Annotated in this window: 25 protein-coding genes; 11 read left to right on the top strand and 14 right to left on the bottom strand. The window is 74.2% G+C overall.

The window, feature by feature from the left end; translation table 11 throughout:
• Window positions 1–119: 119 nt before the first annotated feature.
• Window positions 120–1049 carry an NAD(P)-dependent alcohol dehydrogenase gene (locus ACFP3R_RS33640; RefSeq protein WP_380642298.1) on the bottom strand — a complete coding sequence of 310 codons (930 nt, stop codon included), beginning with the start codon at window positions 1047–1049 and terminating at the stop codon, window positions 120–122.
• A gap of 88 nt (window positions 1050–1137) precedes the next feature.
• Between ACFP3R_RS33640 and ACFP3R_RS33645 the strand changes: the two genes are divergently transcribed.
• Complete coding sequence (locus tag ACFP3R_RS33645; RefSeq protein WP_380642299.1) at window positions 1138–1755, top strand: TetR/AcrR family transcriptional regulator; 618 nt, start codon at window positions 1138–1140, stop codon at window positions 1753–1755.
• A 13-nt stretch (window positions 1756–1768) separates the two neighbouring features.
• Here ACFP3R_RS33645 and ACFP3R_RS33650 read toward each other — a convergent pair whose 3' ends face one another.
• Together ACFP3R_RS33650 and ACFP3R_RS33655 are read right to left on the bottom strand one after the other, a co-directional pair.
• Window positions 1769–2578 (bottom strand): siderophore-interacting protein, encoded by an 810-nt coding sequence (locus ACFP3R_RS33650; RefSeq protein WP_380642301.1) that lies wholly within the window; start codon window positions 2576–2578, stop codon window positions 1769–1771.
• Window positions 2579–2668: 90 nt separating this feature from the next.
• A complete protein-coding gene (locus ACFP3R_RS33655; protein WP_380642303.1) occupies window positions 2669–3463 on the bottom strand; it encodes a beta-propeller fold lactonase family protein in 795 nt (264 codons plus the stop codon).
• A 344-nt stretch (window positions 3464–3807) separates the two neighbouring features.
• Between ACFP3R_RS33655 and ACFP3R_RS33660 the strand changes: the two genes are divergently transcribed.
• Window positions 3808–4428 (top strand): L-threonylcarbamoyladenylate synthase, encoded by a 621-nt coding sequence (locus ACFP3R_RS33660; protein ID WP_380642305.1) that lies wholly within the window; start codon window positions 3808–3810, stop codon window positions 4426–4428.
• Window positions 4429–4531: 103 nt separating this feature from the next.
• Window positions 4532–5305, top strand: a complete 774-nt coding sequence (locus ACFP3R_RS33665; protein ID WP_380642307.1) for a glycoside hydrolase family 71/99 protein — start codon at window positions 4532–4534, stop codon at window positions 5303–5305.
• A gap of 69 nt (window positions 5306–5374) precedes the next feature.
• Here ACFP3R_RS33665 and ACFP3R_RS33670 read toward each other — a convergent pair whose 3' ends face one another.
• Window positions 5375–6166, bottom strand: a complete 792-nt coding sequence (locus ACFP3R_RS33670) for a hypothetical protein (protein WP_380642309.1) — start codon at window positions 6164–6166, stop codon at window positions 5375–5377.
• 83 nt (window positions 6167–6249) lie between these two features.
• Here ACFP3R_RS33670 and ACFP3R_RS33675 point away from each other — a divergent pair, with 83 nt between their 5' ends.
• A complete protein-coding gene (locus ACFP3R_RS33675; protein ID WP_380642311.1) occupies window positions 6250–6840 on the top strand; it encodes a DedA family protein in 591 nt (196 codons plus the stop codon).
• Window positions 6841–6893: 53 nt separating this feature from the next.
• Here ACFP3R_RS33675 and ACFP3R_RS33680 read toward each other — a convergent pair whose 3' ends face one another.
• Window positions 6894–8399 (bottom strand): chitinase, encoded by a 1506-nt coding sequence (locus ACFP3R_RS33680; RefSeq protein WP_380642313.1) that lies wholly within the window; start codon window positions 8397–8399, stop codon window positions 6894–6896.
• A 206-nt stretch (window positions 8400–8605) separates the two neighbouring features.
• On the opposite strand from ACFP3R_RS33680, the gene ACFP3R_RS33685 reads away from it, so the two are divergent.
• Window positions 8606–8740, top strand: a complete 135-nt coding sequence (locus ACFP3R_RS33685; RefSeq protein WP_380642364.1) for a DUF3072 domain-containing protein — start codon at window positions 8606–8608, stop codon at window positions 8738–8740.
• Window positions 8741–8768: 28 nt separating this feature from the next.
• On the opposite strand, the gene ACFP3R_RS33690 is transcribed toward ACFP3R_RS33685, so the two are convergent.
• Complete coding sequence (locus tag ACFP3R_RS33690) at window positions 8769–8963, bottom strand: hypothetical protein (protein ID WP_380642315.1); 195 nt, start codon at window positions 8961–8963, stop codon at window positions 8769–8771.
• 172 nt (window positions 8964–9135) lie between these two features.
• On the opposite strand from ACFP3R_RS33690, the gene ACFP3R_RS33695 reads away from it, so the two are divergent.
• From ACFP3R_RS33695 to ACFP3R_RS33715, 5 genes are read left to right on the top strand one after another with little or no spacing between them, the layout of a single operon-like run.
• Window positions 9136–11595: an ABC transporter permease gene (locus ACFP3R_RS33695; protein ID WP_380642316.1), complete on the top strand. Its 2460-nt coding sequence runs from the start codon at window positions 9136–9138 to the stop codon at window positions 11593–11595.
• Window positions 11588–12253, top strand: a complete 666-nt coding sequence (locus tag ACFP3R_RS33700) for an ABC transporter ATP-binding protein (protein ID WP_380642318.1) — start codon at window positions 11588–11590, stop codon at window positions 12251–12253. Before ACFP3R_RS33695 ends, ACFP3R_RS33700 begins: the two co-directional genes overlap by 8 nt.
• A complete protein-coding gene (locus tag ACFP3R_RS33705) occupies window positions 12250–12894 on the top strand; it encodes an ABC transporter ATP-binding protein (protein WP_380642320.1) in 645 nt (214 codons plus the stop codon). Before ACFP3R_RS33700 ends, ACFP3R_RS33705 begins: the two co-directional genes overlap by 4 nt.
• A 6-nt stretch (window positions 12895–12900) precedes the next feature.
• Window positions 12901–13944, top strand: a complete 1044-nt coding sequence (locus tag ACFP3R_RS33710) for a GDSL-type esterase/lipase family protein (RefSeq protein ID WP_380642322.1) — start codon at window positions 12901–12903, stop codon at window positions 13942–13944.
• A gap of 31 nt (window positions 13945–13975) precedes the next feature.
• Entirely contained in the window at window positions 13976–14713 is a 738-nt protein-coding gene (locus tag ACFP3R_RS33715; protein WP_380642324.1) for a phosphotransferase, read from the top strand.
• A gap of 108 nt (window positions 14714–14821) precedes the next feature.
• Here ACFP3R_RS33715 and ACFP3R_RS33720 read toward each other — a convergent pair whose 3' ends face one another.
• Genes ACFP3R_RS33720 through ACFP3R_RS33740 form a run of 5 tightly spaced genes read right to left on the bottom strand, consistent with a single transcriptional unit; the run spans window position 14822 to window position 19065 of the window.
• Window positions 14822–15076 (bottom strand): hypothetical protein, encoded by a 255-nt coding sequence (locus ACFP3R_RS33720; RefSeq protein ID WP_380642326.1) that lies wholly within the window; start codon window positions 15074–15076, stop codon window positions 14822–14824.
• A gap of 7 nt (window positions 15077–15083) precedes the next feature.
• Complete coding sequence (locus ACFP3R_RS33725) at window positions 15084–15695, bottom strand: GNAT family N-acetyltransferase (protein WP_380642327.1); 612 nt, start codon at window positions 15693–15695, stop codon at window positions 15084–15086.
• 46 nt (window positions 15696–15741) lie between these two features.
• Window positions 15742–17010 (bottom strand): dihydrolipoamide acetyltransferase family protein, encoded by a 1269-nt coding sequence (locus ACFP3R_RS33730; RefSeq protein ID WP_380642329.1) that lies wholly within the window; start codon window positions 17008–17010, stop codon window positions 15742–15744.
• Window positions 17003–17995 carry an alpha-ketoacid dehydrogenase subunit beta gene (locus ACFP3R_RS33735; RefSeq protein ID WP_380642331.1) on the bottom strand — a complete coding sequence of 331 codons (993 nt, stop codon included), beginning with the start codon at window positions 17993–17995 and terminating at the stop codon, window positions 17003–17005. The genes ACFP3R_RS33730 and ACFP3R_RS33735 overlap by 8 nt, the downstream gene beginning before the upstream one ends.
• Entirely contained in the window at window positions 17992–19065 is a 1074-nt protein-coding gene (locus tag ACFP3R_RS33740) for a thiamine pyrophosphate-dependent dehydrogenase E1 component subunit alpha (protein ID WP_380642333.1), read from the bottom strand. Before ACFP3R_RS33740 ends, ACFP3R_RS33735 begins: the two co-directional genes overlap by 4 nt.
• 132 nt (window positions 19066–19197) lie before the next feature.
• Here ACFP3R_RS33740 and ACFP3R_RS33745 point away from each other — a divergent pair, with 132 nt between their 5' ends.
• Complete coding sequence (locus tag ACFP3R_RS33745; RefSeq protein WP_380642335.1) at window positions 19198–19674, top strand: Lrp/AsnC family transcriptional regulator; 477 nt, start codon at window positions 19198–19200, stop codon at window positions 19672–19674.
• Here ACFP3R_RS33745 and ACFP3R_RS33750 read toward each other — a convergent pair.
• From ACFP3R_RS33750 to ACFP3R_RS33760, 3 genes are all read right to left on the bottom strand, one after another.
• Window positions 19656–20393 (bottom strand): CAP domain-containing protein, encoded by a 738-nt coding sequence (locus tag ACFP3R_RS33750; RefSeq protein ID WP_380642337.1) that lies wholly within the window; start codon window positions 20391–20393, stop codon window positions 19656–19658. The genes ACFP3R_RS33745 and ACFP3R_RS33750 overlap by 19 nt on opposite strands.
• Before the next feature lie 241 nt (window positions 20394–20634).
• Window positions 20635–21912, bottom strand: coding sequence for a HAMP domain-containing sensor histidine kinase (locus ACFP3R_RS33755; RefSeq protein WP_380642339.1), 1278 nt, complete (start codon window positions 21910–21912; stop codon window positions 20635–20637).
• A complete protein-coding gene (locus tag ACFP3R_RS33760; protein ID WP_380642341.1) occupies window positions 21909–22589 on the bottom strand; it encodes a response regulator transcription factor in 681 nt (226 codons plus the stop codon). Before ACFP3R_RS33760 ends, ACFP3R_RS33755 begins: the two co-directional genes overlap by 4 nt.
• Window positions 22590–22682: the final 93 nt, after the last annotated feature.

Consider the following 22682-nt stretch of genomic DNA (forward strand, 5'->3'; position numbering starts at 1 on the left):
GGCAACATCACCAAGCCGGCCGACGAGTTCTCGATCACTGCCCACTCCAGGTGCCGAACGGGTGTATGCCTGACCATCGGCCGGCCCCGTTCGGCGTTACCCCCGTGAGCGCAGCGTGGTCAGCCGCTCACCCGGATGACGTGCTTGCCGTGCCCGCCGCCCGCCTCCAGCGCGCGGTGGGCGTCGGCGATGCGCGAGAGCGGGTGCACCGCCTCGATCACGGGCCGGACCGCGCCGCGCTCGACCAGCGCGGTCAGGTCGGCGAACAGCTCGTGCCGCGGGTTGCCGCTGAAGAACCGCACCCGCCGCGACCCGAACACCGCGGACGCCAGCACGTAGGCGAGGTCGCCCGCCGAGCGGAAGGCGATGCCCACCATGCGGCCGCCCGGCGCGAGCAGCCGGCGGTAGGCGCGCGGCGAGCCGCCGTAGGTGTCGAGGACGACGTCGAACCGGCCCAGCCCGGCCGGGTCGGCCGCGTAGTCCACCACCTCGTCGGCGCCCAGGTCGCGCACCGCGTCGAGGTTGCGCGCGCTCGCCAGCGCCGTGACGTGCGCGCCGTAAGCCTTGCCCAGCTGGACCGCGACGCTGCCCACGCCGCCGCTCGCGCCGCGCACCAGCAGTCGCTCACCCGCGCGCAGGCGCGCTTGATCGCGCAGGGCGGTGATGGCGGTGGTGCCGACGGCCGGCAGTGCGGCGGCGCGCACCGGGTCGAGCCCGGCCGGGGCGAGGGCGAGCTGCCTCGGGTGGACGGCGACGTACTCGGCGGCGGCGCCGAACCTCCCGCGCGGCAGCCCGCCCCACACGAGGGCGCCGGGCTCGTAGCCGGGGCCTCGGACGACCTCGCCCGCGAAGTCCACGCCGACCAGCTTCGGGAAGCGCCGGCCGAGCAGCGGCCCCAACCGGCCGGACCTCAGCAGCATCTCACCGCCGTTCACGCTGGCCCCGTGCACCCGGACCAGCACGTGGCCCGGCGGGACGGCCGGTTCCGGCACGGTGCCCTCGTGGAGCACCTCCGGCGGGCCGAACCGGTCGTAGAGCGCTGCGCGCATCGTCACCCTCCGCACTAAGTGGAAACTACCTTCCACTTCTAGCACCGGGCACCGGGGGATGTCTTGCGCGCGGGCTAAAGTGAGAGCCGTGGCCGGTGAACCGACTCAGTTGCGCGTGGACGCGCTGGCCAACCGGAACCGGGTGCTCGCCGTGGCCCGCGAGGCGTTCGCGGCCGAGGGCCTGGACGTGCCGATGACCACCATCGCGCGGCGCGCCGGCGTCGGCGCGGCGACCCTCTACCGGCGCTTCCCCACCAAGGAGGCCCTGGTCACCGCGGTGTTCGCGGACCAGTTCGCCTCGTGCACCTCGGTCGTGCACGACGCACTGGAGGACCCCGACCCGTGGCGCGGGTTCTGCGTCGTGGTCGGCGAGCTGTGCGCGATGCAGGCGGTGGACCGGGGGTTCAGCGCGGCCTTCCTGTCGGCGTTCCCGGACGCCCTCCCGGTGGCGCGGGAGCGCACCCGGGCCGAGGAGGCGTTCGCCGAGCTGGCGCGGCGCGCCAAGGCCGCCGGGCGGCTGCGCGCCGACTTCGTGACCGACGACCTCGTGCTGCTGATGATGGCCAACGGCGGCATCGTGGCCGGCACGGTGGAGGCGACCCTCATCGCCTCGCGACGGCTGGTGGCCTACTTCCTCCAGGCGTTCCAGGCGGACGGGCCGCTGCCGCCCTCCACGCCCCTGGGCCTGGCGGACGCGCTGGGCTGACCCGCCCCCCGGCCTACTCCCGCTCCTGCTCCTGCTCGACCTGCTGGTTCCACTCGCGCTTGGACGACTGCCACCCGTCCTCGTCCGCGCCCAACCGCCAGTAGCCGGAGATCGACATCCGCTCGCGCGGCACGCCCCGGTCCAGCCGCAGGTGACCGCGCAGCTCCTTGACCATGGTCGCCTCGCCGTGCACGAACACCTGCACCGCGCCGGCCGGGAAGTCCAGCTTGCCGACCGCCTCGACGACCGCCCGACCGCGCGGCCGGCCGGCCCGGTGCAGCCACACCAGGTCCACGTCGCCCGCCGTGGACACGACCTGCCGGTCCGCGGGTCCGTCGACCTCGACGAGCACCGTGGCCCGCGCGCCCGCCGGCAGGGCCTCCACGGCCGCCGCGATGGCGGGCCAGGCGCTCTCGTCACCGGCCAGCAGGTGCCAGTCGGTGGCCGGGTCGGGCGCGTAGGCGCCGCCGGGCCCGGCGAAGCGCAGCACGTCGCCGGGCCGGGCCCGAGCCGCCCACGGCCCGGCGATCCCCGAGTCCCCGTGCACCACGAAGTCGATCCACAGCTCGCGGGCGTCGGGGTCCCACCGGCGGACCGTGTAGGTGCGCGTGCGGGGCCACCGGTCGCGCGGCAGGGACTCCCGGGCGGCCGCGAGGTCGAACGGCTCCGGGTAGGTCACGCCCTCCTGCGGGAAGATCAGCTTGACGTAGCTGTCGGTGTGCGGACCGGTCGCGAAGTCCGCGAGCCCGTTCCCGCCGAGCACGACCCGGATCATCCCGGGCGCGATCCACTCGGTCCGCACCACCTGGCCGTGATGGGCCATCCGCGCACTCCTCGGTTCACTCGGTCAGCGCAATTCACCCCCACGGTACGTTAGGGTCGCCTAAGTGAGCCGGGACGCCCCCGCGCCGCCTCAGGACGTCACGACGAGGCCCTCCGATTCCTTCCCCACGGGCACGGTCGCCACCACCGACCCGCTGGACGCGTCGATGACCGACATCGAGTCCGACCTGGAGTTGGTCACGTAGACGAAGCTGTCGTCGGGGCTGGCCGCGGAGCCCTCGGGCTGCTTGCCGACGGGCACGGCCGGGCCGACCGGCTCACCGGACCGGGTGAGCACCGACACCGTGTCGTCGCCGGCGTTGGCCACGTACACCCGGCCGCGCGGCGTGACCGAGACGCCCATCGGCGCGCGGCCCACCGCGTCGGTGTCGATCGCCCGGCCGCGGTCGACGTCGATGACGGTCACGGTGTTCGAGCCGGTGTTCGCCACGTAGGCCCGTTCGCCGTCCGGGCTGAAGGCGACGCCCGCCGGGAAGCGGCCGACCGGGATGGTGGCCACCGGTTCGTCGTTGCGCGTGCTGATCACGGTCACGCTCTGGCCGCCGTTGTTGGTGACGTAGACGAGCTTGCCGTTCGGGCTCACCGCCGGGGTGTGCGGGAACCGGCCGACCGGGATGTCCCGCAGCGGCCTGTTCGTGGCGGTGTCGACGACGGTGACCGTGTCGGAGCCGAAGTTGGTCACGTAGGCGCGGGTCGGCGTGGCCGCCACGCCGAAGGGGTACTGCCCGACCGGCACGGTCGCCACCACCTGCCCGAGCCGGGTGTCGTAGGCGGTGACGGTGTTCGAGGCGCTGTTGGCGACGAACACCTGGACGCGGGCCGGCCACCGGTCCTCAGCGGCCGACGCCGGTGTCAAGAGCGACATGAGGAGCAATGCGACTACACCTGTTCGAGTGAGACAACCTCGTGCGGAAAGTCGAGTGGAAAACTTTGAGTAGAAGGTGATTGCGCTCATCTGCGAAAACATGTCGCGTTCCCTCGATGCCTTTCACTGATACAGCCCAACGCCGGACACTAACGGCCTAGCAATAGATGTCGCAGAGTGAGAACGGGCGTGGTCACCTCGGCGGGCGCATGTTTCGCGCGAAAGTGGCGATCGGGTTTGGTCGGCGCGAGCGGAGCCGATCACGGGCGGGAGCAGGCAGTCCCTGGCGGACGAGCCGGCCGGGCCCTCCCGTGCTCGACCGTTCGGGGGACTAGGCTCCCGGCATGGCGAGGTACTTCGACGTGCACCCGGTCAACCCCCAGCGCAGGGCCATCGACCAGGTGGTTGCGCTGATCAAGGACGACGGGCTCGTCGCCTACCCCACCGACTCCTGCTACGCGCTGGGCAGCCGGCTGGGCAACAAGGACGGCCTGGACCGCATCCGGCAGATCCGCCACCTCGACGACAAGCACCACTTCACCCTGATGTGCCGGGACTTCGCGCAGCTGGGCCAGTTCGTGCACGTGGACAACGCGGTGTTCCGGGCGATCAAGGCGGCCACGCCGGGCAGCTACACGTTCATCCTCCCGGCCACCACCGAGGTGCCGCGCCGCCTGCTGCACCCGAAGAAGAAGACGGTGGGCGCGCGCATCCCGAACCACGCGGTGGCGCAGGCGCTGCTGGCGGAGCTGGGCGAGCCGCTGCTGTCCAGCACGCTGCTGCTGCCGGACCAGGACGAGCCGCTGGTGCAGGGCTGGGAGATCAAGGAGCGCCTGGACCACGTGGTGGACGCGGTGCTGGACTCCGGCGACTGCGGCACCGAGCCGACCACCGTGGTGGACTTCTCGCAGGGTGAGCCGGAGATCGTCCGGCGCGGTGCGGGCGACCCCTCGCGCTTCGAGTAGCCCCCGGAGCCCGTCCACCCCGGTTCCGCCGCCCGGAGGTATGGGAGCGTTCCCAGAACGGCTAACTTCCTCTCCTGCCCCCTCAGCGCAGAAGGAGCCAGACGTGCGGAAACGGTTGTCCTCGGCGGTCCTCGCCGCCCTGCTGTCGGTCATCGCCCTGCCGGTCGCCGCCGCCTCCGGCCCGACCCACCAGCGGCTCACCACGTGCGCCAAGACCGACCTGCTGTTCTGCGAGGACTTCCAGCGCGTGCCCACCGGCGCGGGCACCAGCCTGAACTGGGGCGTGGACACCAGGAACGGCTCGCTGGAGGTCGAGCGCGACCGCCGCGGCCAGAAGGTCCTGCACGTGCGCACCGAGCGCAACGGCCGGGCGTTCCTCAAGGTCGACGGCTTCGCCGCGCCCGGCAACAGCTTCTACGGCCGGGTCCGGGTGAAGGTCGAGGCGTTCCCCACCGCCCCGGACTGGGCGCACTACACGCTGATCGAGGCCACCGGCGACGGCCCGGAGGTCGTCCGCCCGCTGGGCGGCCAGTACGTGCCGACCCTGGACCGGACCCTGTGGGGTGTCGGCGCGGACGGCGGGCCCACCGGCGACTGGACGAACTGGCGCGAGTCGGCCCCCTCCGAGGCGGGCCGGTGGCAGTGCGTCGAGTGGCGGATGGACGCCTCGGACAACCGGGTCGAGCTGTGGTTCGACGGCAAGCCCAAGCCGGACCTGACCGTGTCGACCCGCGAGCACGGCGGCAACCAGGTCGACTTCCTGTTCCCCCGGTTCGACACGGTCAAGATCGGCTGGCAGCTGTACCAGCCGAACGAGGGCTCCTACGACCTCTGGTTCGACGACATCGCGCTGGGCACCAAGCGGATCGGCTGCTGACCCGCGAGACGACCAGAAGACCGAAAGACCCGAAGACCGAACCGCTGAACGGCCGGGCTGCCGGACCACCTAGTCCGGCAGCCCGGCCGCCATCGCGAACCCGATGACCCCGCCGCCGAAGTACAGGGTGGTGGCCACCGCCGCCATCGCGGCCTGCCCCAACCGACCGCGCAGCCGACCGCTCTGCGGACCACCGGCCAGGTGCTGCCACACCGCCATCACCGCGGCGGGCAGCAGCACGAAGTGCGGGGCCACCAGCACGAGCACCACCATGCTCTCCCGACCCGCCGGTTCCACGATCAGCGTGGCCGCGGCGGGCACCAACCAGCACACCACCCCGGTCACCAGCGTCCGGACCGCCTGGTTCTCGTCCGGCAGCCGCGGCCCCCGGTACAGCACGGCGGTCGCCAGGGCCATCAGCAGCCCCAGGCCCAGCGCCCCGCCGAGCCACCAGATCGTCCACCACCGGTCGATCGCGTCCCGCCACGGCGGCGTGCGGGGCGCCTGGTCCGGCGACACGCCCAGCGAGCCGATCTCCACCCACGGTTCGGCCGGCCCGTACTCGGAGACGGACCGGCAGCTCACCGACCGGCCGTCGTACTCGGCGGAGCAGGGGCCGAGCAGCTCGGCCCGGACGGTCAGCACCCGACCGGCCACGACGACCGAGCACGAGTGGCCGCCCGGCGCGCACTCGAAGCCCTCGACGATCGAGAACTCCGGGGTGTCGACCCGGTAGAGGCCGTTCGACGCCTTCGCGGGCGCGACCGGCGCGAGGAGCACGGCGAGCAGCAGGAGCAGCGCGGGCAGGACGGGCGGCAACAGGCGCGCCGGGCCGGCGGACAGGCGGATCGCGGTGGTCATGGGCCCACCTCCTCACCCTGGGATCGGCGGCGGACCCGGCGCGTTAGCTTGAAGTCCACTGTGGACCGGCGGAGGATCGGTCGGTGGTCCTCGACGCGCTGCGCGACCTGCCCCCGGCCCCGGTGCTCGCCCTGGCCTTCCTGCTGCCCGCCCTGGAGGCGTCCACCATGCTGGGGGTGGTCTTCCCCGGCGAGGTGGCGCTGCTGGTCGCGGGCGCGGCGGCGCACGCGGGCGGCGCGCCGCTGTGGGCGGTGCTGGTCGCCGGCACGGCGGGCGCGGTGCTGGGTGACCTGGCGGGCTACTTCGTGGGCAGGCGCTGGGGGCACGCCCTGCTGCGCCGCCTGCCGCGGCGGCTGGTGCGCCCGGCGGCGGTGGAGCGGGCCACGGCGCTGATCCGCCGCCGCGGCGGCCCCGCGGTGTTCCTCGGCCGGTTCACCGCGCTGCTGCGGGCCCTGGTGCCGGGCCTGGCCGGGATGAGCGGCCTGCCGCTGCGCGCCTTCGCCACGTGGAACGCGGCGGGCGGGCTGCTGTGGGCGAGCGGGGTGGTGCTGCTGGGGTACGGCGCGGGCGCGGGCCTCGGGGTGGTGGAGCACCGGTTGGGCCTGGCGAGCGAGGTTCTGCTGGCCCTGGTGGCGGCGGGGGCCGTGGTCGTGTGGCCGCGCCACCGGGGGTGACGCGGCCCCGCCGCCGGGCGGGGTCGCGCCGATCGGTCACCGGGACAGGCCGGTCACCGGGACAGGTAGGCCCGGTGGGACCGGGAGAACTCGAACTGGTTGTGCCGGTCCCAGTTGACCGACCACGTCATCAGCCCGCGCAGGTTCGGGTAGACCGCCCGGGGCTTGTAGGTGCCGCAGTTCGAGCCCTTCACCAGGCAGTCGAGCGTGCGGTGCACCTCGGCCACGGAGGTGAACCCGTTGCCCGCGTTGACGCCGGCGGGCAGGCCGATGGCGACCTGGTCCTGCCGCAGGCCCGGGAAGACCCGCGTGGCGTCACCGCGCACCGGGAACCCGGCCAGCACCATGTCGGCCATGCTGACGTGGAAGTCGTGGCCGCCCATGAAGTGGTACTGGTTGTCCAGGCCCATGATCGGTCCCGAGTTGTAGTGCTGGACGTGCAGCAGCGTCAGGTCGTCGCGCAGCGCGTGGATCACCGGCAGGTACGCGCCCGCCCGGGGGTCCGCGCCGCTGCCGCCGCCGTAGTGCTGGTAGCCCACCTGGACGAAGAACGTCTCCGGGGCCATGGTCAGCACGAACCGGCTGCCGTAGCGGGCCTTCAGGGTCTTCAGCGCCTGGATCAGGTTGACGATCACCGGCGTGGTGGGCGCGCGGAAGTCCGTGTCGCCCGCGTTGAGCGAGAGCGAGTGGCCCTCGAAGTCGACGTCCAGGCCGTCCAGGCCGTACCGGTCGATGATGGCCGAGGCCGAGCGGACGAACGCGTCGCGCGCCGCCGCGGTGGCCAGCTGCACCTGCCCGTTCGCGCCGCCGATGGAGATCAGCACCTTCTTGCCCTTGGCCTGCTTCTCCCGGATGCCCGCGATGAACTCGGCCTCGGACTCGACGTTGGGGCACTCGGCCACCGGGCACTGGGCGAAGCGCAGGTCGCCGGAGGTGGCGGAGGTGGGCTCGGCGAAGGACAGGTTGATGATGTCCCAGTCGTCGGAGACGTCCTTCATCCGGATGTAGCCGGAGCCGTTGGCGAAGCTCGCGTGCAGGTAGCCGACCAGGACGCGCTTGGGCAGGCCGCTCTGCGGCGGTGCCGTGGTGGTCGTCGTGGGGCCCGTCGTCGTGGTGGTAGTCGTCGTCGTGGTCGTCGTTGTCGTGGTGGTGGTCGTCGGGGCACCGGCGCACGACGCGCCGTTGATCCGGCAGTTGGCCGGGCTCGCGGTGCCCGAGGCGTTGAAGCCGAACGTCACCGCGGCGCCGGGCGCGAGGGTGCCGTTGTAGTCGCGGTTGGTGAAGGTGTACCGCCCGCTCGCGTTGGTCTGCAACGCGTCCCAGTAGGCGCCGACCGAGGTACCGGCCGGCAGGTCGAACTCGACCCGCCAGCCCGTCACCGCCGCGCTCGTCCCGTTCTTGACGGAGAACTGCGCGGTGTAGCCGGTGTCCCAGCTCGCGGTCTTGGTGAACGTGGCGGTGACCGAGGCGGCGTAGGCGGGCGCGAAGCTCACCGCCGCCGCTCCCACCACCAACGCCGCCACCGTCGCCACCCTGGCGAACAAGACCCTGCGCGACATCGTCGTACCTCCCAGCGGTGGCGGCCTCCAGGTGCCGGAATTGGACTGGACCACACCGGTGCGTGTCAACAGTTCCGACGATCGGCCGCGACGGTTGGGCCGTCCGCGCAGTGGGTACCTCGAACTCGCGTTCGAACGAAGGGAGACTCGACGTGAACCGCACGCCGGAGAAGGACCCGAGTGACTGGACCACGGGCGACGAGCCGATGACCGGCCCGCAGGAGTCCTACCTGAACACGCTGGCGCAGGAGGCCGGCGAAGAGGTGCCGGAGGACCTGACGAAGGTCGAGGCGTCCCAGCTCATCGACAAGTTGCAGGAGGAGACCGGCCGCGGTCGGTGACCGCGGCCGGGACGGGCGACGCGGGGACTCAGTTCCCCTCGTCGCCGTCCTGGTCGTCCCCCTGGTCGCCGTCCTGCTCGTCGCCGCCGTTGTCGCCCTCGTTGTCCTGGGTGTTCTCGACACCGGGGTTGTCGTCGCCGTCGCCACCACCGCCCTCGCAGCCGGCGCCCAGCGTCAGGAACAGGGCCCCGCCGCTCACCAGCACCGCCAACGACCTCTTCACCGCGTTCAGCCTCATGACCTGCCAGTACCCGCGTCGCCGGCGGGCGAACCCTGGTCCCGCACACGAGCCGTGACGCGGACAACACGCACCGTTGTCCGGACGTTGTCCGGCTCGTGAACACCGTTCACGAAACGCCTCCTGCGCCGATCGGGCGGCGGCTAACGTCCTGGTCGTGCAGGTACCGTGGAGAGCCGCCCCCCGCGCCGCGCTGTCGAGCCCGCTGACGCTGCTGGTCAGCCTGGTGACGGCGCTGCTGCTCGGCTTCGTGGTCGCGGCGGCCGTCATGCACTCGGCCGCCTCCGGGAGCGCGGCCGTCGACCACCAGCAGGGCCGGCTGTGCGCGGAGGCGCTGCACCCGTCGGTGGAGACCGACACCGACCTCCGCGAGGTCGCGAGGGCGATCACCGCGTTCACCGACCTCGCGCAGGGCCACCCGACGCTCATCGGCACCTACACCAGGGAGCGGCGGACCGACTTCGGCGGCGCCACGACCCTGGCCAAGTTCGGCTACCGCGAGGGCGCGACCGACCACCTCAAGGTCCTCGAAGGTGGCGCCCGGGACGGCCTGTGGGTGCCCAAGAGCATCGCCGACACCGTCGGGGTCCGGGTGGGCGGGCGCGGCCTGGGCGGGCGGCTGCCCCCGGTGACCGCGATCTACGAGGACGTGCGCGACCCGCTGCCCGCGTGGTGGTGCTCGGAGCGCCACTTCGTGGTGCCCAACGCGCTCGACCGCGACGAGCTGGCCACCGCGGTGGTGTGGGTGCCCGACTTCGAGTCGTTCACCGCGCTGCCCGAGGAGGTCGGCGGGCGCACCGACATCACCATCCGCTTCCCCACCGCCCAGCCCCGCACCGTCGACGAGGCGCGCGCCCTGCTCGCCGAGGGCACCGCACGCGTCGCACCGTTCGAGGGCCTCGGCCGCGTGGTCTCGCACCTCGCGCTGCCCGTGCGCAACGCCGAGCAGACCGCGGTCAACGTGCGCTCGGCGATCCTGGGCCTGGTGCTGATCAGCGTGCTCATCGGCCTGGCGGGCGTGGCCACGGTCGCCGTGCAGTGGGCGCAGCGGCGCCACCGGGAACTGCGCCTGCTGTGGGTGCGGGGCTCGGGCCCGGCCGCCCTGGGCGGGCGCGCGGTGCTGGAGCTGGGCCTGCCGCTGGTGGTCGGCGGCGTGGCCGGGCTCGGCGCGGCCCGGCTGCTGCTGCCGGTCTACGCGCCGTCGGACGTGCTGCCGCCCGGCACCGCGACCGGCGCGGCGCTGGCCGTGCTGGCGGTCGTCGTGCTCGCCCTGGCCGTCACCGCGGTCACCGCCGCCCTGCGCGCGCACCGGTCGTTCCAGGCCGCGACGCGCGGGCACCGGGTGCGCCGGGTGCTCACCGCGCTGCCGTGGGAGCTGGTCACCGCGGGGTTCGCGGTGTGGGCGTGGGGCCGGGTGCGGAACAGCGGCCTGGCCACCACCGACTCGGTCGGCGCCCTGCCCCGCGTCGACGCGGCCGCGCTGGCGTTCCCGCTGCTGGTCGTGCTCACCGCGGCGCTGCTGGCGACCCGCCTGGCGCGCTGGGCGCTGGCCGCGTCGCACCGCGTGTCGCTGTGGTCCAGGCCGACCGCGCAGCTGGCGATCCGCCGGCTCGCCGCCGCGGCCGGACCGGTGACGGGCGTGCTGCTGGTCGGCGTGCTGGCCGTCGGCACGATCGCGGTCGGCACCGCCATCGCCGACTCGCAGCGCACCGCGCTGGAGGACAAGTCCGGCATGTTCACCGGCGCGAACAGCGTCGCCCAGGTCCACGCGGACCTCACCGAGGTGCCCGAACCGCTGCGCGGCAGCGCCACCGTCGTCGGCTTCGTCAAGGTCCAGGACCGGACCGCGCTGGTGGTGGACCCGCGGACGTTCCGGGACGGCGCGTTCCCGGCCCCGTTCGGCCTCGACCCGGCGCTGCTGGCCGAACCGCTGCGCGTCGGCGACGCGCCCCGCCGCGAGGTCACCCTGCGCGGGCTGCCGCCGCTCGACCCGAGCGCGCACGTGCCCTCGTTCCCGAAGCTCGGCACCTCGGGCTGGGTGGTGCCGGTCGACCTGGTCGAGAACCGCCGGGAGATCGGCTCCTGGTACGTGTGGTCGAGCAGGCCGCTGGGCGAGCTGACCGGGGCGCTGGCGGCGGCGGGCGTGCCGTACCGCAACGTCACCGAGAAGGCCAAGGCGGTGCAGGGCCTGCCGTTCCTGACCATCCAGTGGACGTTCGGGTTCGTCACCGCCATCGGCGTGGTGCTCGCCGCGGTGGCCTCGATCGCGCTGCTGATGGCGGTGGAGGTGCGGCGGCGGCAGAACGCGGTGTCCGGCGCGTTCAGCACCCGGATGGGCCTGCGCCCGGCGGCGCTGCTGCGCAGCCACCTGCTGGAGCTGGGCGCCCTCGCCGCGGCCGCGGTCGCGATCGGCCTCACCGCCAGCGCGGTGAGCAGCGGCTTCACCGTGCCCAGGCTGGACCCCGCGCCGCGGCTGACCCCCGTGCCCGAGGTGCCGGACCCGGTGCCGCTGCTGGTGGTCACGGTCCTGGGCGGGGTGCTGGTGGTGCTGGTGGCGGCGTGGATCGCGGTGCGCTCGGTGCGCACGGCGAAGATCGGGGAGTTGATCCGTGGCTGACTCCGTGTTGCGGCTGACCGGGGTCGGCGTGCGCTACCGCACGCCGGCGGGCGAGGTGACCGCCGTGTCGGACGTGTCGCTGGAGGTGCCACCCACCGGGATCACCGTGCTGGCCGGGCCGTCCGGGTCGGGCAAGTCGACGCTGCTGCGGGTGCTGAGCCTGGTGGAGCGGCCCACGACCGGCGGGGTGGAGCTGCGCGGCGCGGGCACGGCGCGGCTGTCCAACCGGGCGCGGCGGGCCCTGCGGCGGCGCGAGGTCGCCCTGGTGTTCCAGGACCCGGCCGACAACCTGGTGGCGCACCTGGACGTGCGCGACAACCTGCGGGCCGCGGCGCAGGCGGCGGGCCGGGAGGTGGAGGTGGACGAGCTGCTGGCGCGGCTGGGCCTGCCCGGCACGGCCGGCTGGCGGGTCCCGTCGCTGTCCGGCGGGCAGCAGCAGCGGCTGGCGTTCGGGTGCGCGCTGGCGCGGCGGGCGTCGGTGGTGCTGGCCGACGAGCCGACCTCGCAGCTGGACCCGGCCTCGGCCGACCTGGTGCTGGAGACGTTGACCGACCTGGCCGCGCGCGGGGTCCCGGTGGTGGTCGCCTCGCACGACCCCCGGCTGATCGCCCTGGCGCACACCAGGTTCGAGCTGGAGAACGGGGTGCTGGCGGCGTGACGGTGTTGCGGGTGGTGGGCGTCGAGCGGACGTTCGTGCACGCCAGTGGTCCGGTGCGGGTGCTGCGCGGGGTCGACCTGGAGGTGGCGGCCGGTGAGCTGGTGACGCTGTCGGGGCCGTCCGGGTCGGGCAAGAGCGCGCTGCTGAGCGTGCTGGCCGGGTTCGACCGGGCCGACGCGGGGGCGGTCGAGATGTGCGGCGAGGTGCTGACCTCGCCGCCGTCGTGGGAGGTGTGCGCCCTGCTGCCGCAGGCGCTGGGCCTGGCGGGCGAGCTGACCCTGGCCGAGAACGTCGCCCTGCCCCTGCGGCTCGGCCGCGCCGGCGGCGACCTCGGCCGGGTGACCGCGCTGCTGGCGGAGCTGGGCGTCGCGCGGCTGGCCGACCGCTACCCGGGCGAGGTGTCGTTCGGGCAGCAGCAGCGCGCCGCCCTGGCGCGGGCCGTGGTCTGCTCCCCCGCCGTGCTGCTGGCCGACGAGCCCACCGCGCACCTCGACCGGGACAGCGCGCCGGCGGCCGTGCGGGTGCTGCGCCGGGCCGCCGACGAGGGCGCGGCGGTGCTGATCGCCACGCACCACGAGGAGGTGCGCCGGGCGGCGGACCGCACGGTGGTGCTGGCCGGCGGACGGGTGTCCGTAGGATAGGTGTCGATGTTGCGTCGACTCGTGGCCGTCGCCCTGGTGTTCCCGCTGCTGGCCCTGCTGCTGGTGGTCAGCGACTCCCCCTACCCGCCCCTGCCCGGCCCGCCGCGCGACGCGCCCAGGGCGCTCGTGGCCATGGGCGACAGCACCATGTCCGGCGAGGGCGCCGGGTCCTACGAGCCGGGCACCGACGGCGAGAACGGCAACTGGTGCCACCGGTCCACCGAGGCGTCGGTCCACCACACCCGCGTCGAGGGCGTGGACCGGGTGTTCAACCTGGCCTGCTCGGGCGCGAACGCCGAGCAGGTCGGCATCACCGACCAGGTCCGCAACACCGAGGGCTCGCAGGCGGTGCGGCTGGCCGAGATCGCCCGCCGGGACCGGGTGTCGGTCGTCGTGGTGGCCGTCGGCGCGAACGACGACCCGCGGTTCGCCGACGTGCTGGGCGCGTGCCTGCGGGCGTGGGTCGAGCGCCGCGCGGACTGCGCCGGGACCCTGGAGGAGGAGTGGAAGGCCCGCGTGGCGCGGATGGCGCCGAAGGTCGAGCAGGCCCTGCGCGACATCCGGCAGGTGTTGCAGGACGAGGGGTACACGCCCCGCTCCTACACGCTGGTGCTCCAGTCCTACGCCGCGCCGGTCGCGCCCGGCCTGCCGTTCGACCTCCAGAACCTCGCCGGCTGCCCGCTGCGCACCGGTGACCTGGAGTGGGTGCGCGACCGGGCGGTGGCCGAGCTGTCGGCGGCCCTGCGCCGGACCGCCGTCGAGGTCGACGCCAGGTTCCTCGACCTGTCCCGGGCGGGCGACCGGCGCGAGGCGTGCGTGGGCGGCTCGCGGCCGGAGGAGGAGTGGTTCACCCGGCTGACCGTGGACTTCGAGGGCCTGCGCGACTCCGAGCGGGCCAAGCACGCGCTCCAGGAGTCGTTCCACCCCAACGCGCGCGGCTACGCGCAGTTCGGCCGGTGCATGAGCCGGTTCCTGGCGACGTCCGCGCGGTCGGCGTCCTGCGTGGCGGGCGGGGACGGGGACCTCGACGCGGTGCCGGACCCCGACTGACCGGCTCGGGGTGCTCCGGCAGACTGGTCGCGTGGAGTTCGCGGGCGGGTGGGACAGCGTGGCCGTGCTGGTCGGGGACCGGGTGGAGCGCCGCCCGCGGCGACCGGACGTCGAACCGCAGCTGCGGCGCGAGGTGCGGCTGATGCCGTGGCTGGCACCGCGCCTGCCGATGCCCGTCCCGGTGCCGGAGCTGGTGTCCGACGACCCGCTGGTGGTGCGGCACGTGCTGGTGCCCGGTGAGCCGACCGGGGGCGTGGACCCCGCGCACGGCCGGGCCCTCGGCGCGTTCCTGCGGGCGCTGCACGCGACGCCGCCGGCCGGGGCCGCGCCGCTGGGCGTGGCGCCGGCCGACCGCGCCGGCGCCCTGGACCGCGACACCGCCCAGGTCGTGCCGCTGCTGCCCGCGGCGGTGCGGGCGCGGGCCGGGGCCCTGCTCGACGCCGTGCGCGACCTGCCCGCCGACGCGGTGGTGCACGGTGACGTGGGCCCGGAGCACGTGCTGGCCGACGACACCGGCCTGACCGGGGTCATCGACTTCGGCGACGCGCACCTCGGTGACCCGGCCCTCGACCTGGCGTGGGCGCTGCACGGGACCGCCCGCCCGTTCGCGGACGCCGTGGCGGAGTCCTACGGCGTGACCGGGGAGCAGCGGGCGCGGGCCCTGCTGTGGCACCGGCTGGGGCCGTGGCACGAGGTCACCCACGCGTTCGACACCGGCACGTCCCCGGCGGAGGGGCTGGCGGCGGTCCTCGACCGGCTCAGCCCCTGAGCGGTTCCGCCACCTCCCCGGAGGTCCGGGACGGCGTGGCGTCCGCGAGGTGGCGGGCGACGCGGTCCGCGTGCGGGTCGGAGCCGACGTGCCCGACCGGACGAGCGGTCACAGGCACTGCCGGCACGGGCGGGCGGCCGGGTGGGCGGTCTCCAGCTCCTCCCGGGTGCCGACGAGCTTGACGTAGCTGCCCACCCACGTCGCCCCGTGCGCCGGTGTGCCGTTGATGGTGCGGCAGGTCGCCCGGTGCAGGACGAGGTTGTCCGGGTTCAGGATGCGCTCGGCGTTGATCACGTACTGGTCCTGGTGGCCGGCCAACCAGGTCTCGTAGGCGCCGCTGTCCACGACGAACCTCTCGATCATCGAGCCATCATCCGCCGTCGGCCCCCGGTCGGCTGTCCGCCATTCGGTGCCACTCGTCGTCGAGGACCGCGTAGACGAACTCCTCGCCCCACGCGCCCTTGAACACCTCGTTGTGGCGGAAATGCGCTTCGCGGCGCATCCCCAACCGCTCCATGACCCGCCACGACGGTTCGTTGAACGCGTCGCACGACGCCCGGACCCGGTGCAGCCCCAGGTGGTCGAAGGCGAGGTCGAGCACCGCGGCGGTCGCCTCGGTGGCGTAGCCGCGGCCGTGGTGGTCGGGGTGCAGGACGTAGCCCACCTCGCCCTGGCGGTGGTGCTCGCTGAGGTACTTGAGCACCGCCTCGCCGACGACCTCGCCGTCTTTCTCGATCGCCAGCGAGAGGGCGTCGCCGTCCTGCTCCGGCCACGTGAGGGTGACCTTCTTGACCAGGCTCTCGGCGGTCTCCTCGGACGTGCGGGCCTCGCTGTAGAGGTAGCGGTTGACGTCGGCCCGGCCCTGCCACGAGTGCAGGGCGGCGTGGTCGGCGAAGGTGAACGGGCGCAGGAGGAGGCGGCGCGTCCGCACGGGGTAGGTGGGTCTGCCCGCGCCGACCGGGCCACCCCGGTCGGACCCCATCGCTCCTGCCGCTCCTGCCGCGCCCCTGGACGTCACGAGGTCGAACCTATAGGTCGGCCAGGGCGGTGACGGGCGATTCGACGCAGTCGGCGACGAACCGCAGGAACCCGCCCGCCGTGCCGCCGTCGCACACGCGGTGGTCGAAGGCGAGCGTGAGCTGGGCGACCTTGCGGACGGCCAGCTGCCCGCCGACCACCCACGGCCGGTCGATGACGCGGCCCAGGCCGAGGATCGCCGCCTCCGGGTGGTTGATGATCGCGGCCGAGCCGTCGACGCCGAACACGCCGTAGTTGTTGACCGTGAAGGTGCCGCCGGTGAGCGCGGCGGGCGACAGCCGGCCCTCGCGGGCGGCCGCGGTGTGGGCGGCGATCGCCGTGGCGAGCTCGGCGGTGGTGGCCGCGTGCGCGTCCCGGACCACGGGCACGACCAGGCCGCGGTCGGTCTGGGCGGCGAAGCCGAGGTTGACCTCGTCGAGGACCACGACCTCGTCGCCCTCCACCCGGGAGTTCAGCTCGGGGAACTTCTTGAGGCCCAGCACGGTGAACCGGGCCAGCAGCGCGAGCAGCGACACCGACGGCAGCGCGGCGCGGGCGGCGAGGAAGTCGGTGGCGTCGACGTCGACCCACACCGTCGCCTCGGGGATCTCCCGCCGCGAGGTGGCCAGCTTCCGCGCGACCACGCCGCGCAGGCCGTGCAGCGGTATCCGGCGGCCGGACCGGGGTTCGGGGGCCGGGGCGGTGACGCGGGCCAGCTCCCGCTCGACGTCGGCGCGCCGGATCACGCCGCCGGGGCCGCTGCCCTCGATCCGGTCCAGGGCGAGCCCGTGCTCCCTGGCCAGTTGCCGCACGATCGGGGAGATGACGGCCGGGGCCGCGGGTCGCGGTGGCGCGGATGTGGAACTCGGGGGTCCTGAGCGTTCGACACGGTGGTCCTGGGCGTTCGACTCGCGGGGTGTGCCGGGGCGGGAGCGGCGGCGGCGCGGGGTGTGGGTGGTGCCGTAGCCGATGAGGACGTTGCCGGAGTACTCGGAGGAAACCGGGGATTCCGGGGTGGGGGCGAGGGGGGTGGGGGGCAGGGGGGTGGGGGCGCCTACGGAGAGGAGGACGGAGCCCACGGCCAGCTTCTCGCCCGGTTCGCCGTGCCGGGCGCTCACCACGCCCTCGAACGGGCAGGGCACCTCGACCAGCGCCTTGGCCGTCTCCACCTCGACCACCGGCTGGTCGATCGACACGTGGTCGCCCACGGACACCAGCCAGTTGACGATCTCGCCCTCGGTCAGGCCCTCGCCGAGGTCGGGCAGGCGGAAGTCAGGCACGGTGGCCCCCCACGACCTCGTCGTCCCACTGCAACCGGGCGATCGCGTCCAGGATGCGGTCCACCGACGGCAGGTGGTGGCGCTCCAGCTTCGGCGGCGGGTAGGGGATGTCGAACCCGGTCACCCGCAGCACCGGCGCGTGCAGGTGGTGGAAGCACCGCTCGGTGACCCGGGCGACGACCTCCGCGCCGTACCCGCCGAACCCGGACGCCTCGTGCACCACCACGGCCCGGCCGGTCTTCACCACCGACGCGCACACGGTCTCGTCGTCGAACGGGGACAGCGACCGCAGGTCGACCACCTCGACGTCCCAGCCCTCCTCCCCCGCCGCCTCGGCGGTCTCCAGGGCGGTGACGACCATGGGGCCGTAGGCGATCAGCGTGACGTCCCGGCCGGGCCGCCGGACCAGCGCCCGGTCGAAGCCGACCGGGTCGCCGCCCAGCTCGCCCTTCGCCCAGTACCGCCGCTTGGGCTCCAGGAAGATCACCGGGTCCGGCGAGTCGATCGCGTCGCGCAGCAGCCGGTAGGCGTCGTCCGGGGTGCCCGGCGTGACGACCCGCAGGCCGGGCGTGTGCGCGTAGTACGCCTCGGAGGAGTCGCAGTGGTGCTCCACGCCGCCGATGCCGCCGCCGTAGGGCACGCGGATCACGACGGGCAGCCCCACGCGGCCCCTGGTGCGGTTGCGCATCTTGGCCAGGTGGCTGGTGATCTGCTCGAACGCCGGGTAGGCGAACGCGTCGAACTGCATCTCGACCACGGGCCGCAGGCCGTTCATCGCCATGCCGATGGCGGTGCCGACGATGCCGGCCTCCGCCAGCGGGGTGTCGAACACCCGCGCGTCGCCGAACCGCGCCGACAACCCGTCGGTCACCCGGAACACGCCGCCCAGCGGCCCGACGTCCTCGCCGAACACCAGCACGCCGGGGTCGGCCTCCAGCGCGTCGGCCAGCGCCTTGTTCAGCGCCCCGGCCAGGGAGACGGTCATGCCAGTTCCTCCCGCAGCGCGGCGGCCTGCTCCCGCAGGTGCGTGGTCCTGACCGCGTAGACGTGCTCGAACAGCTCCTCGGGCGAGGGCTCGACGTCGGTGTTGAGCCGCGCCCGCACCCCCGCCGCGAAGTCCTCGGCCTCGGCCGCCACGGCGTCGCGGCGCGCGGGGTCCAGCAGCCCGCGCGAGGTCAGGTAGGACTCGATCCGGTCCACCGGGTCGCGGTCCAGCCAGGCCGCGACCTCGGCGGCGTCCCGGTAGCGGTTGGCGTCGTCGGCGTTGGTGTGCGCCTCGATGCGGTAGGTCACCGCCTCGATCAGCGTGGGCCCGTCCGCGTTGAGCGCCTCGCGCACCACCGCGTACACGGCGGCCACGTCGTTGCCGTCCACCAGCACGGACGGCACGCCGTACCCGATGCCCTTGTGTGCCAGCGACGGCGCGGCGGTCTGCTTGGACATGGGCACGCTGATCGCGTAGCCGTTGTTCTGCACCAGGAAGACCACGGGCGCCCGCCACACGCCCGCGAAGTTCAGCGCCTCGTGCGTGTCGCCCTCGGAGGTGGCGCCGTCGCCGAGCAGCACCAGCGCGGCGGTGTCCTCGCCCTTCAGCCGGGCCGCGTGCGCGAAGCCGACCGCGTGCAGGGTGTTGGTCGCCAGCGGGGTGCACTGCGGGCCGACGCGGTGCTCGTAGGGGTCGTAACCCAGGTGCCAGCCGCCCTGGAGCAGGGTCAGCGTCTCCCCCGGGTCGACGCCCCTGGTCACCAGGGCGACCGAGTCGCGGTAGGTGGGGAACAGCCAGTCCTGCTCGCGCAGCGCCACCACCGCGCCGACCTCGCACGCCTCCTGGCCGCGCGAGGAGGGGTAGACGGCCAGCCTGCCCTGCTTGGTCAGCGCGGTGGCCTGGGCGTCGAAGCGGCGGCCGATCACCATCCGGCGGTGCAGCTCCACCAGCACGTCGTCACCGGGCATCGCCAGGAGCGGGTCCTCGACCGGTGAGCCGTCCTTGCGCAGCAGCGACAGGGGTTCCTCGCTGGGCAGCAACGTCCGCTCGGGTGCGCGGGTGCGGGCCATGGGCGCCTCCGGGTCTTCTGTGCCGTCTCCTGTGACGAGATGGGGGCATGGTCCGCGTCACATCGACCAAAGGTCCAGATCACAGCCCTTTTCCCGGACGAACGGCCGCGCGGGCGGGTTAGGGTCGGCCACATGACGGCGAAGGCTGGACGTTCGGCACCGCTCGACGAGCTGGACCGGCGCATCGTGGAGGCGCTGCGCGCGGACGGGCGGCTGTCGATGCGGGCGCTCGCCGAGAAGCTCCACATCTCCCGCGCGAGCGCGTACTCACGGGTGGAGCGGCTGCACCGGGACGGCGTGGTCACCGGGTACGCGGCGGTGGTCGACCCGGAGCGCTACGGCTTCGGCATCTCCGCCTACGTCTACCTCAAGATCAGCCAGCACTCGTGGAAGGCGGTGCGGCAGCGGGTGCTGGAGATCCCCGAGGTGTGGCACGGGGCGCTGGTGTCGGGCGACTACGACCTGGTGCTGCTGGTGCGCGCGCCGGACGCGCACAGCCTGCGCGACCTGGTGCTGTCGCGGTTGCAGACGATGCCGGACGTGACGTCCAGCCACACCGTGCTGATCCTCGACGAGCTGCCCGCCGAGGGTCACCAACCGAAGTTCTGAGTCCAGTAGATGCCGTAGGAACCACCGCGGGCCATGCCCGCGCCCAGCGCCTTGAGCTTGCAGTTGAGGATGTTCGCGCGGTGGCCCGGCGAGTCCATCCAGCCCTTGACCACGGCTTCGGCGGTCCGCTGGCCGGCCGCGATGTTCTCCGCGCCGGGGCTGGGGTAGCCGGCGGCCTTGACCCGGTCGACGAACGAGCGGCCGTCCTGGGAGACGTGGTCGAAGTAGTCGCGGGCGGCCATGTCGGCGCTGTGCGCGCGGGCGGCCGCGGCGAGCCGGTCGTCGGCGGCCAGGGCGGGGCAGCCCTGGGCGGCGCGCTCGGCGTTGGTCAGCTCCACCACGCGGGCCTCGGCGATCTCCACCTCGCTCCGGGCGGGTGCGTCCGGGGCGGTGGGTTTCGGGGGCGCGGCGGGGGTGTCGACCCGGGGGCGGGGCTGGTCCTCGGGTCGGGGCGCCGCCGGTTCGGCCGTGGTGGTCGTGGTCGTGGTGGTCGGCGGGACCTCGGTCGTAGAGGTGCCGGTGGTGGTGGTCGTGGTCCCGCTCGACGGGGTGGCCGGGCGCGACGAGGTGGCGGCCCGGGTCGGGGTGCCGATCGCCGCCTTGAGCTCCGCGGTCGCGTTCACCGTGACCAGGGCGGTTCCGTCGGGGTGCTCGCACCCGGTGAGGACCAGGCCGGTCAGGACGGCGGCGAGGGGCAGCACACGACTCTTGCGCGACACGGGAAAAACCTCGTTTGCATTCGGCGGTGTTTTCGGTGCGGCGGCCGCGCGAACGCTTCTTCGCAGGGTAAGCGCTGCGGCCGCCGCACCGACGGGGAACCGGGCGGACCGGGCAAGGGAGGGAGCGCTACGGCCGGCCGCAATTCCAAAAAGAACTCTATCCACGATCGAACAAATGTCAACCGGGCATTTTCTTAAGAAAGATTTAAAGGTGCCATCAGGCGCGCGAAAGGTGCGGTGATCAAGCCTGGTCGGCCAGCGGCAGCCGCAGCTGGACGCGGGTGCCGCCCAGCGGGCCCCGGTCGACCACGAGGGAGCCGCCGGTGGCCTCCGCGGCCCGGCGGGCGATGTCGAGCCCCAGGCCGGTGGAGCCCGCGCCGCTGCTGCCCCGCCGCAGCGCCGCCTCCAGGTCCTCGATACCGGGTCCGGCGTCCTCGACGACGACCACCACCCGGTCCGGCCGGTGGAACAGCGCCACCACGAACCCGGTGCCCTCCGGGGTGTGCCGGAAGACGTTGCCCAGCACCGCGTCCATGGCGGCGGCCAGGTCGCTGCGGCTGAGCGGGACGACCGCGCCGCGCTCGGTGCCGCGCAGGTTCCACAGCCGCTGCTGGTCGTCGGCCAGGGCCGACCAGAACACCAGCCGGTCGTGCACCACCCCGGCGGCGTCGCACCGACCGCCGCCCGGGTCGTCCAGCTCGCGCCGCGCCGCCCGGATCAGCTCGTTGACCTCGCGCTCCAGCGCGTGCACGGCCTGGCGGACGCGGTTGGCGCCGGGGTCCGCACCGAGGGTCTCGGAGTCCAGGCGCAGCGCGGTGAGCGGCGTGCGCAGGCGGTGGGAGAGGTCGGCCAGCAGCTCGCGCTCCCCCGCCAGCAGCTGGCCGATCCGGTCGGCCATGCGGTTGAACGCGCCGCCCGCGTCGACCAGTTCGGGCGGCCCGGTGGGCGCGACGCGGGCGGCGAGGTCGCCCTGCCCCATCCGGCGGGCCCCGTCGGCCAGGGCGGTCGCCGCCCGCACCACGCGCGCCCCGAGCCGGTCGGCCACCAGCACCGAGGCCAGCACCAGGGCCACCGCGACGCCGCTGAGCGCCAGCCACGCCTGGGTCACGCCCCGGGACAGCTCGGCCTCGGGCACGAACGCCTCGACCACGGCGACGCGGCCCTGGGGCAGCAGCACGGGTTGGAGGTGGACGCGCCCCGCCGGGACGGTGTCGGTGAACGCGCGCACCTGGTCGCGGGCGTCGTCGAGCTGCTCCGCCGAAGCCCTCGGCACGCCGGCGGACCGACCGTCCGCCAGGTGCACCGCGACCCCGCCCGTGCCGGAGGCCAGGGCCTGGTTGACCGCCACCGGGTCGTCGGTGATCACCAGCACCGGCGCGAAGGCGGCCGCCCGGCGCTCGGCGTCGGTGATCGCCCGGTCCTCGGCCAGCTGGCGGACCACCAGGGCGAGCGGGATCAGGAAGGCCAGCGCCACCATCGAGGTGACCGCGAGGGAGACCAGCGCGAGGGACTTCCTCACCCGGCCGCCGTGAGCTTGAACCCGACGCCGCGCACGGTGTGCAGGAAACGGGGTTCGGCCGCGCGCTCACCGAGCTTGCGGCGGAGCCAGGACAGGTGGACGTCCAGCGTTTGGTCGTCGTGGCGGCCGGGCAGGTTCCACAGGTTCGCCAGCAGCTCGGCGCGCGGCACCACCTTGCCCTCGCGGGCGGCGAGGTAGGCCAGGAGGTCGAACTCCTTGCGGGTCAGGTTGAGCTCGCGCCCGTGGAGCCGGGCCTCCCGCCGGTCGAGGTCCACGGTCAGCCCGCCGAGCCGCAGGGCCTCCACGGGCGCCTGCTTGCGGGCCCGCCGCAGCACCGCCGCCAACCGGGCCGCGAGGTGCTCGCTGGAGAACGGCTTGACCAGGTAGTCGTCGGCCCCGGCGTTGAGCACCCGGACGATCTCGGCCTCGTCGTCGCGGGCGGTGGCCACGATCACCGGCACGTCGCACACGCCGCGCATCATCCGCAACGCGTCCGCGCCGTCCATGTCCGGCAGGCCGAGGTCGAGCACCACGAGGTCGAAGGTGGAGCTGGTGATCTCGCGCAGCGCCTCCAGCGCCGTGCCGACCGGGAGCACGGCGTGCCCGAGCCCGGTGAGCGCGCGGCCGACCGCCGACCGCACCACGGGATCGTCCTCGACGAGAAGCACGGAGACCATGGGGCGCACGGTAACCCGGCGGGGTCGGGTGGGTGCGGCGAGACCCGGAGCTATTGGGACAGGTGCTTGAAGAGCTGCGGCGTTGGGCTCAGA

The sequence above is a fragment of the Saccharothrix lopnurensis genome (assembly GCF_042658445.1).
Lineage (GTDB): Bacteria > Actinomycetota > Actinomycetes > Mycobacteriales > Pseudonocardiaceae > Actinosynnema > Actinosynnema lopnurensis.

Bases quoted from the DNA above. Each gene is read 5' to 3' on its own strand.
- ACFP3R_RS33760 (WP_380642341.1), bottom strand. From the start codon at position 22,589: ATGGTCTCCGTGCTTCTCGTCGAGGACGATCCCGTGGTGCGGTCGGCG.
- ACFP3R_RS33710 (WP_380642322.1), top strand. From the start codon at position 12,901: ATGTTGCGTCGACTCGTGGCCGTCGCCCTGGTGTTCCCGCTGCTGGCC.
- ACFP3R_RS33640 (WP_380642298.1), bottom strand. From the start codon at position 1,049: ATGCGCGCAGCGCTCTACGACCGGTTCGGCCCGCCGGAGGTGCTCCAC.
- ACFP3R_RS33650 (WP_380642301.1), bottom strand. From the start codon at position 2,578: ATGGCCCATCACGGCCAGGTGGTGCGGACCGAGTGGATCGCGCCCGGG.
- ACFP3R_RS33725 (WP_380642327.1), bottom strand. From the start codon at position 15,695: ATGGGGTCCGACCGGGGTGGCCCGGTCGGCGCGGGCAGACCCACCTAC.
- ACFP3R_RS33735 (WP_380642331.1), bottom strand. From the start codon at position 17,995: ATGACCGTCTCCCTGGCCGGGGCGCTGAACAAGGCGCTGGCCGACGCG.
- ACFP3R_RS33720 (WP_380642326.1), bottom strand. From the start codon at position 15,076: ATGATCGAGAGGTTCGTCGTGGACAGCGGCGCCTACGAGACCTGGTTG.
- ACFP3R_RS33680 (WP_380642313.1), bottom strand. From the start codon at position 8,399: ATGTCGCGCAGGGTCTTGTTCGCCAGGGTGGCGACGGTGGCGGCGTTG.
- ACFP3R_RS33740 (WP_380642333.1), bottom strand. From the start codon at position 19,065: ATGGCCCGCACCCGCGCACCCGAGCGGACGTTGCTGCCCAGCGAGGAA.
- ACFP3R_RS33670 (WP_380642309.1), bottom strand. From the start codon at position 6,166: ATGACCACCGCGATCCGCCTGTCCGCCGGCCCGGCGCGCCTGTTGCCG.
- ACFP3R_RS33660 (WP_380642305.1), top strand. From the start codon at position 3,808: ATGGCGAGGTACTTCGACGTGCACCCGGTCAACCCCCAGCGCAGGGCC.
- ACFP3R_RS33685 (WP_380642364.1), top strand. From the start codon at position 8,606: ATGACCGGCCCGCAGGAGTCCTACCTGAACACGCTGGCGCAGGAGGCC.
- ACFP3R_RS33655 (WP_380642303.1), bottom strand. From the start codon at position 3,463: ATGTCGCTCTTGACACCGGCGTCGGCCGCTGAGGACCGGTGGCCGGCC.
- ACFP3R_RS33745 (WP_380642335.1), top strand. From the start codon at position 19,198: ATGACGGCGAAGGCTGGACGTTCGGCACCGCTCGACGAGCTGGACCGG.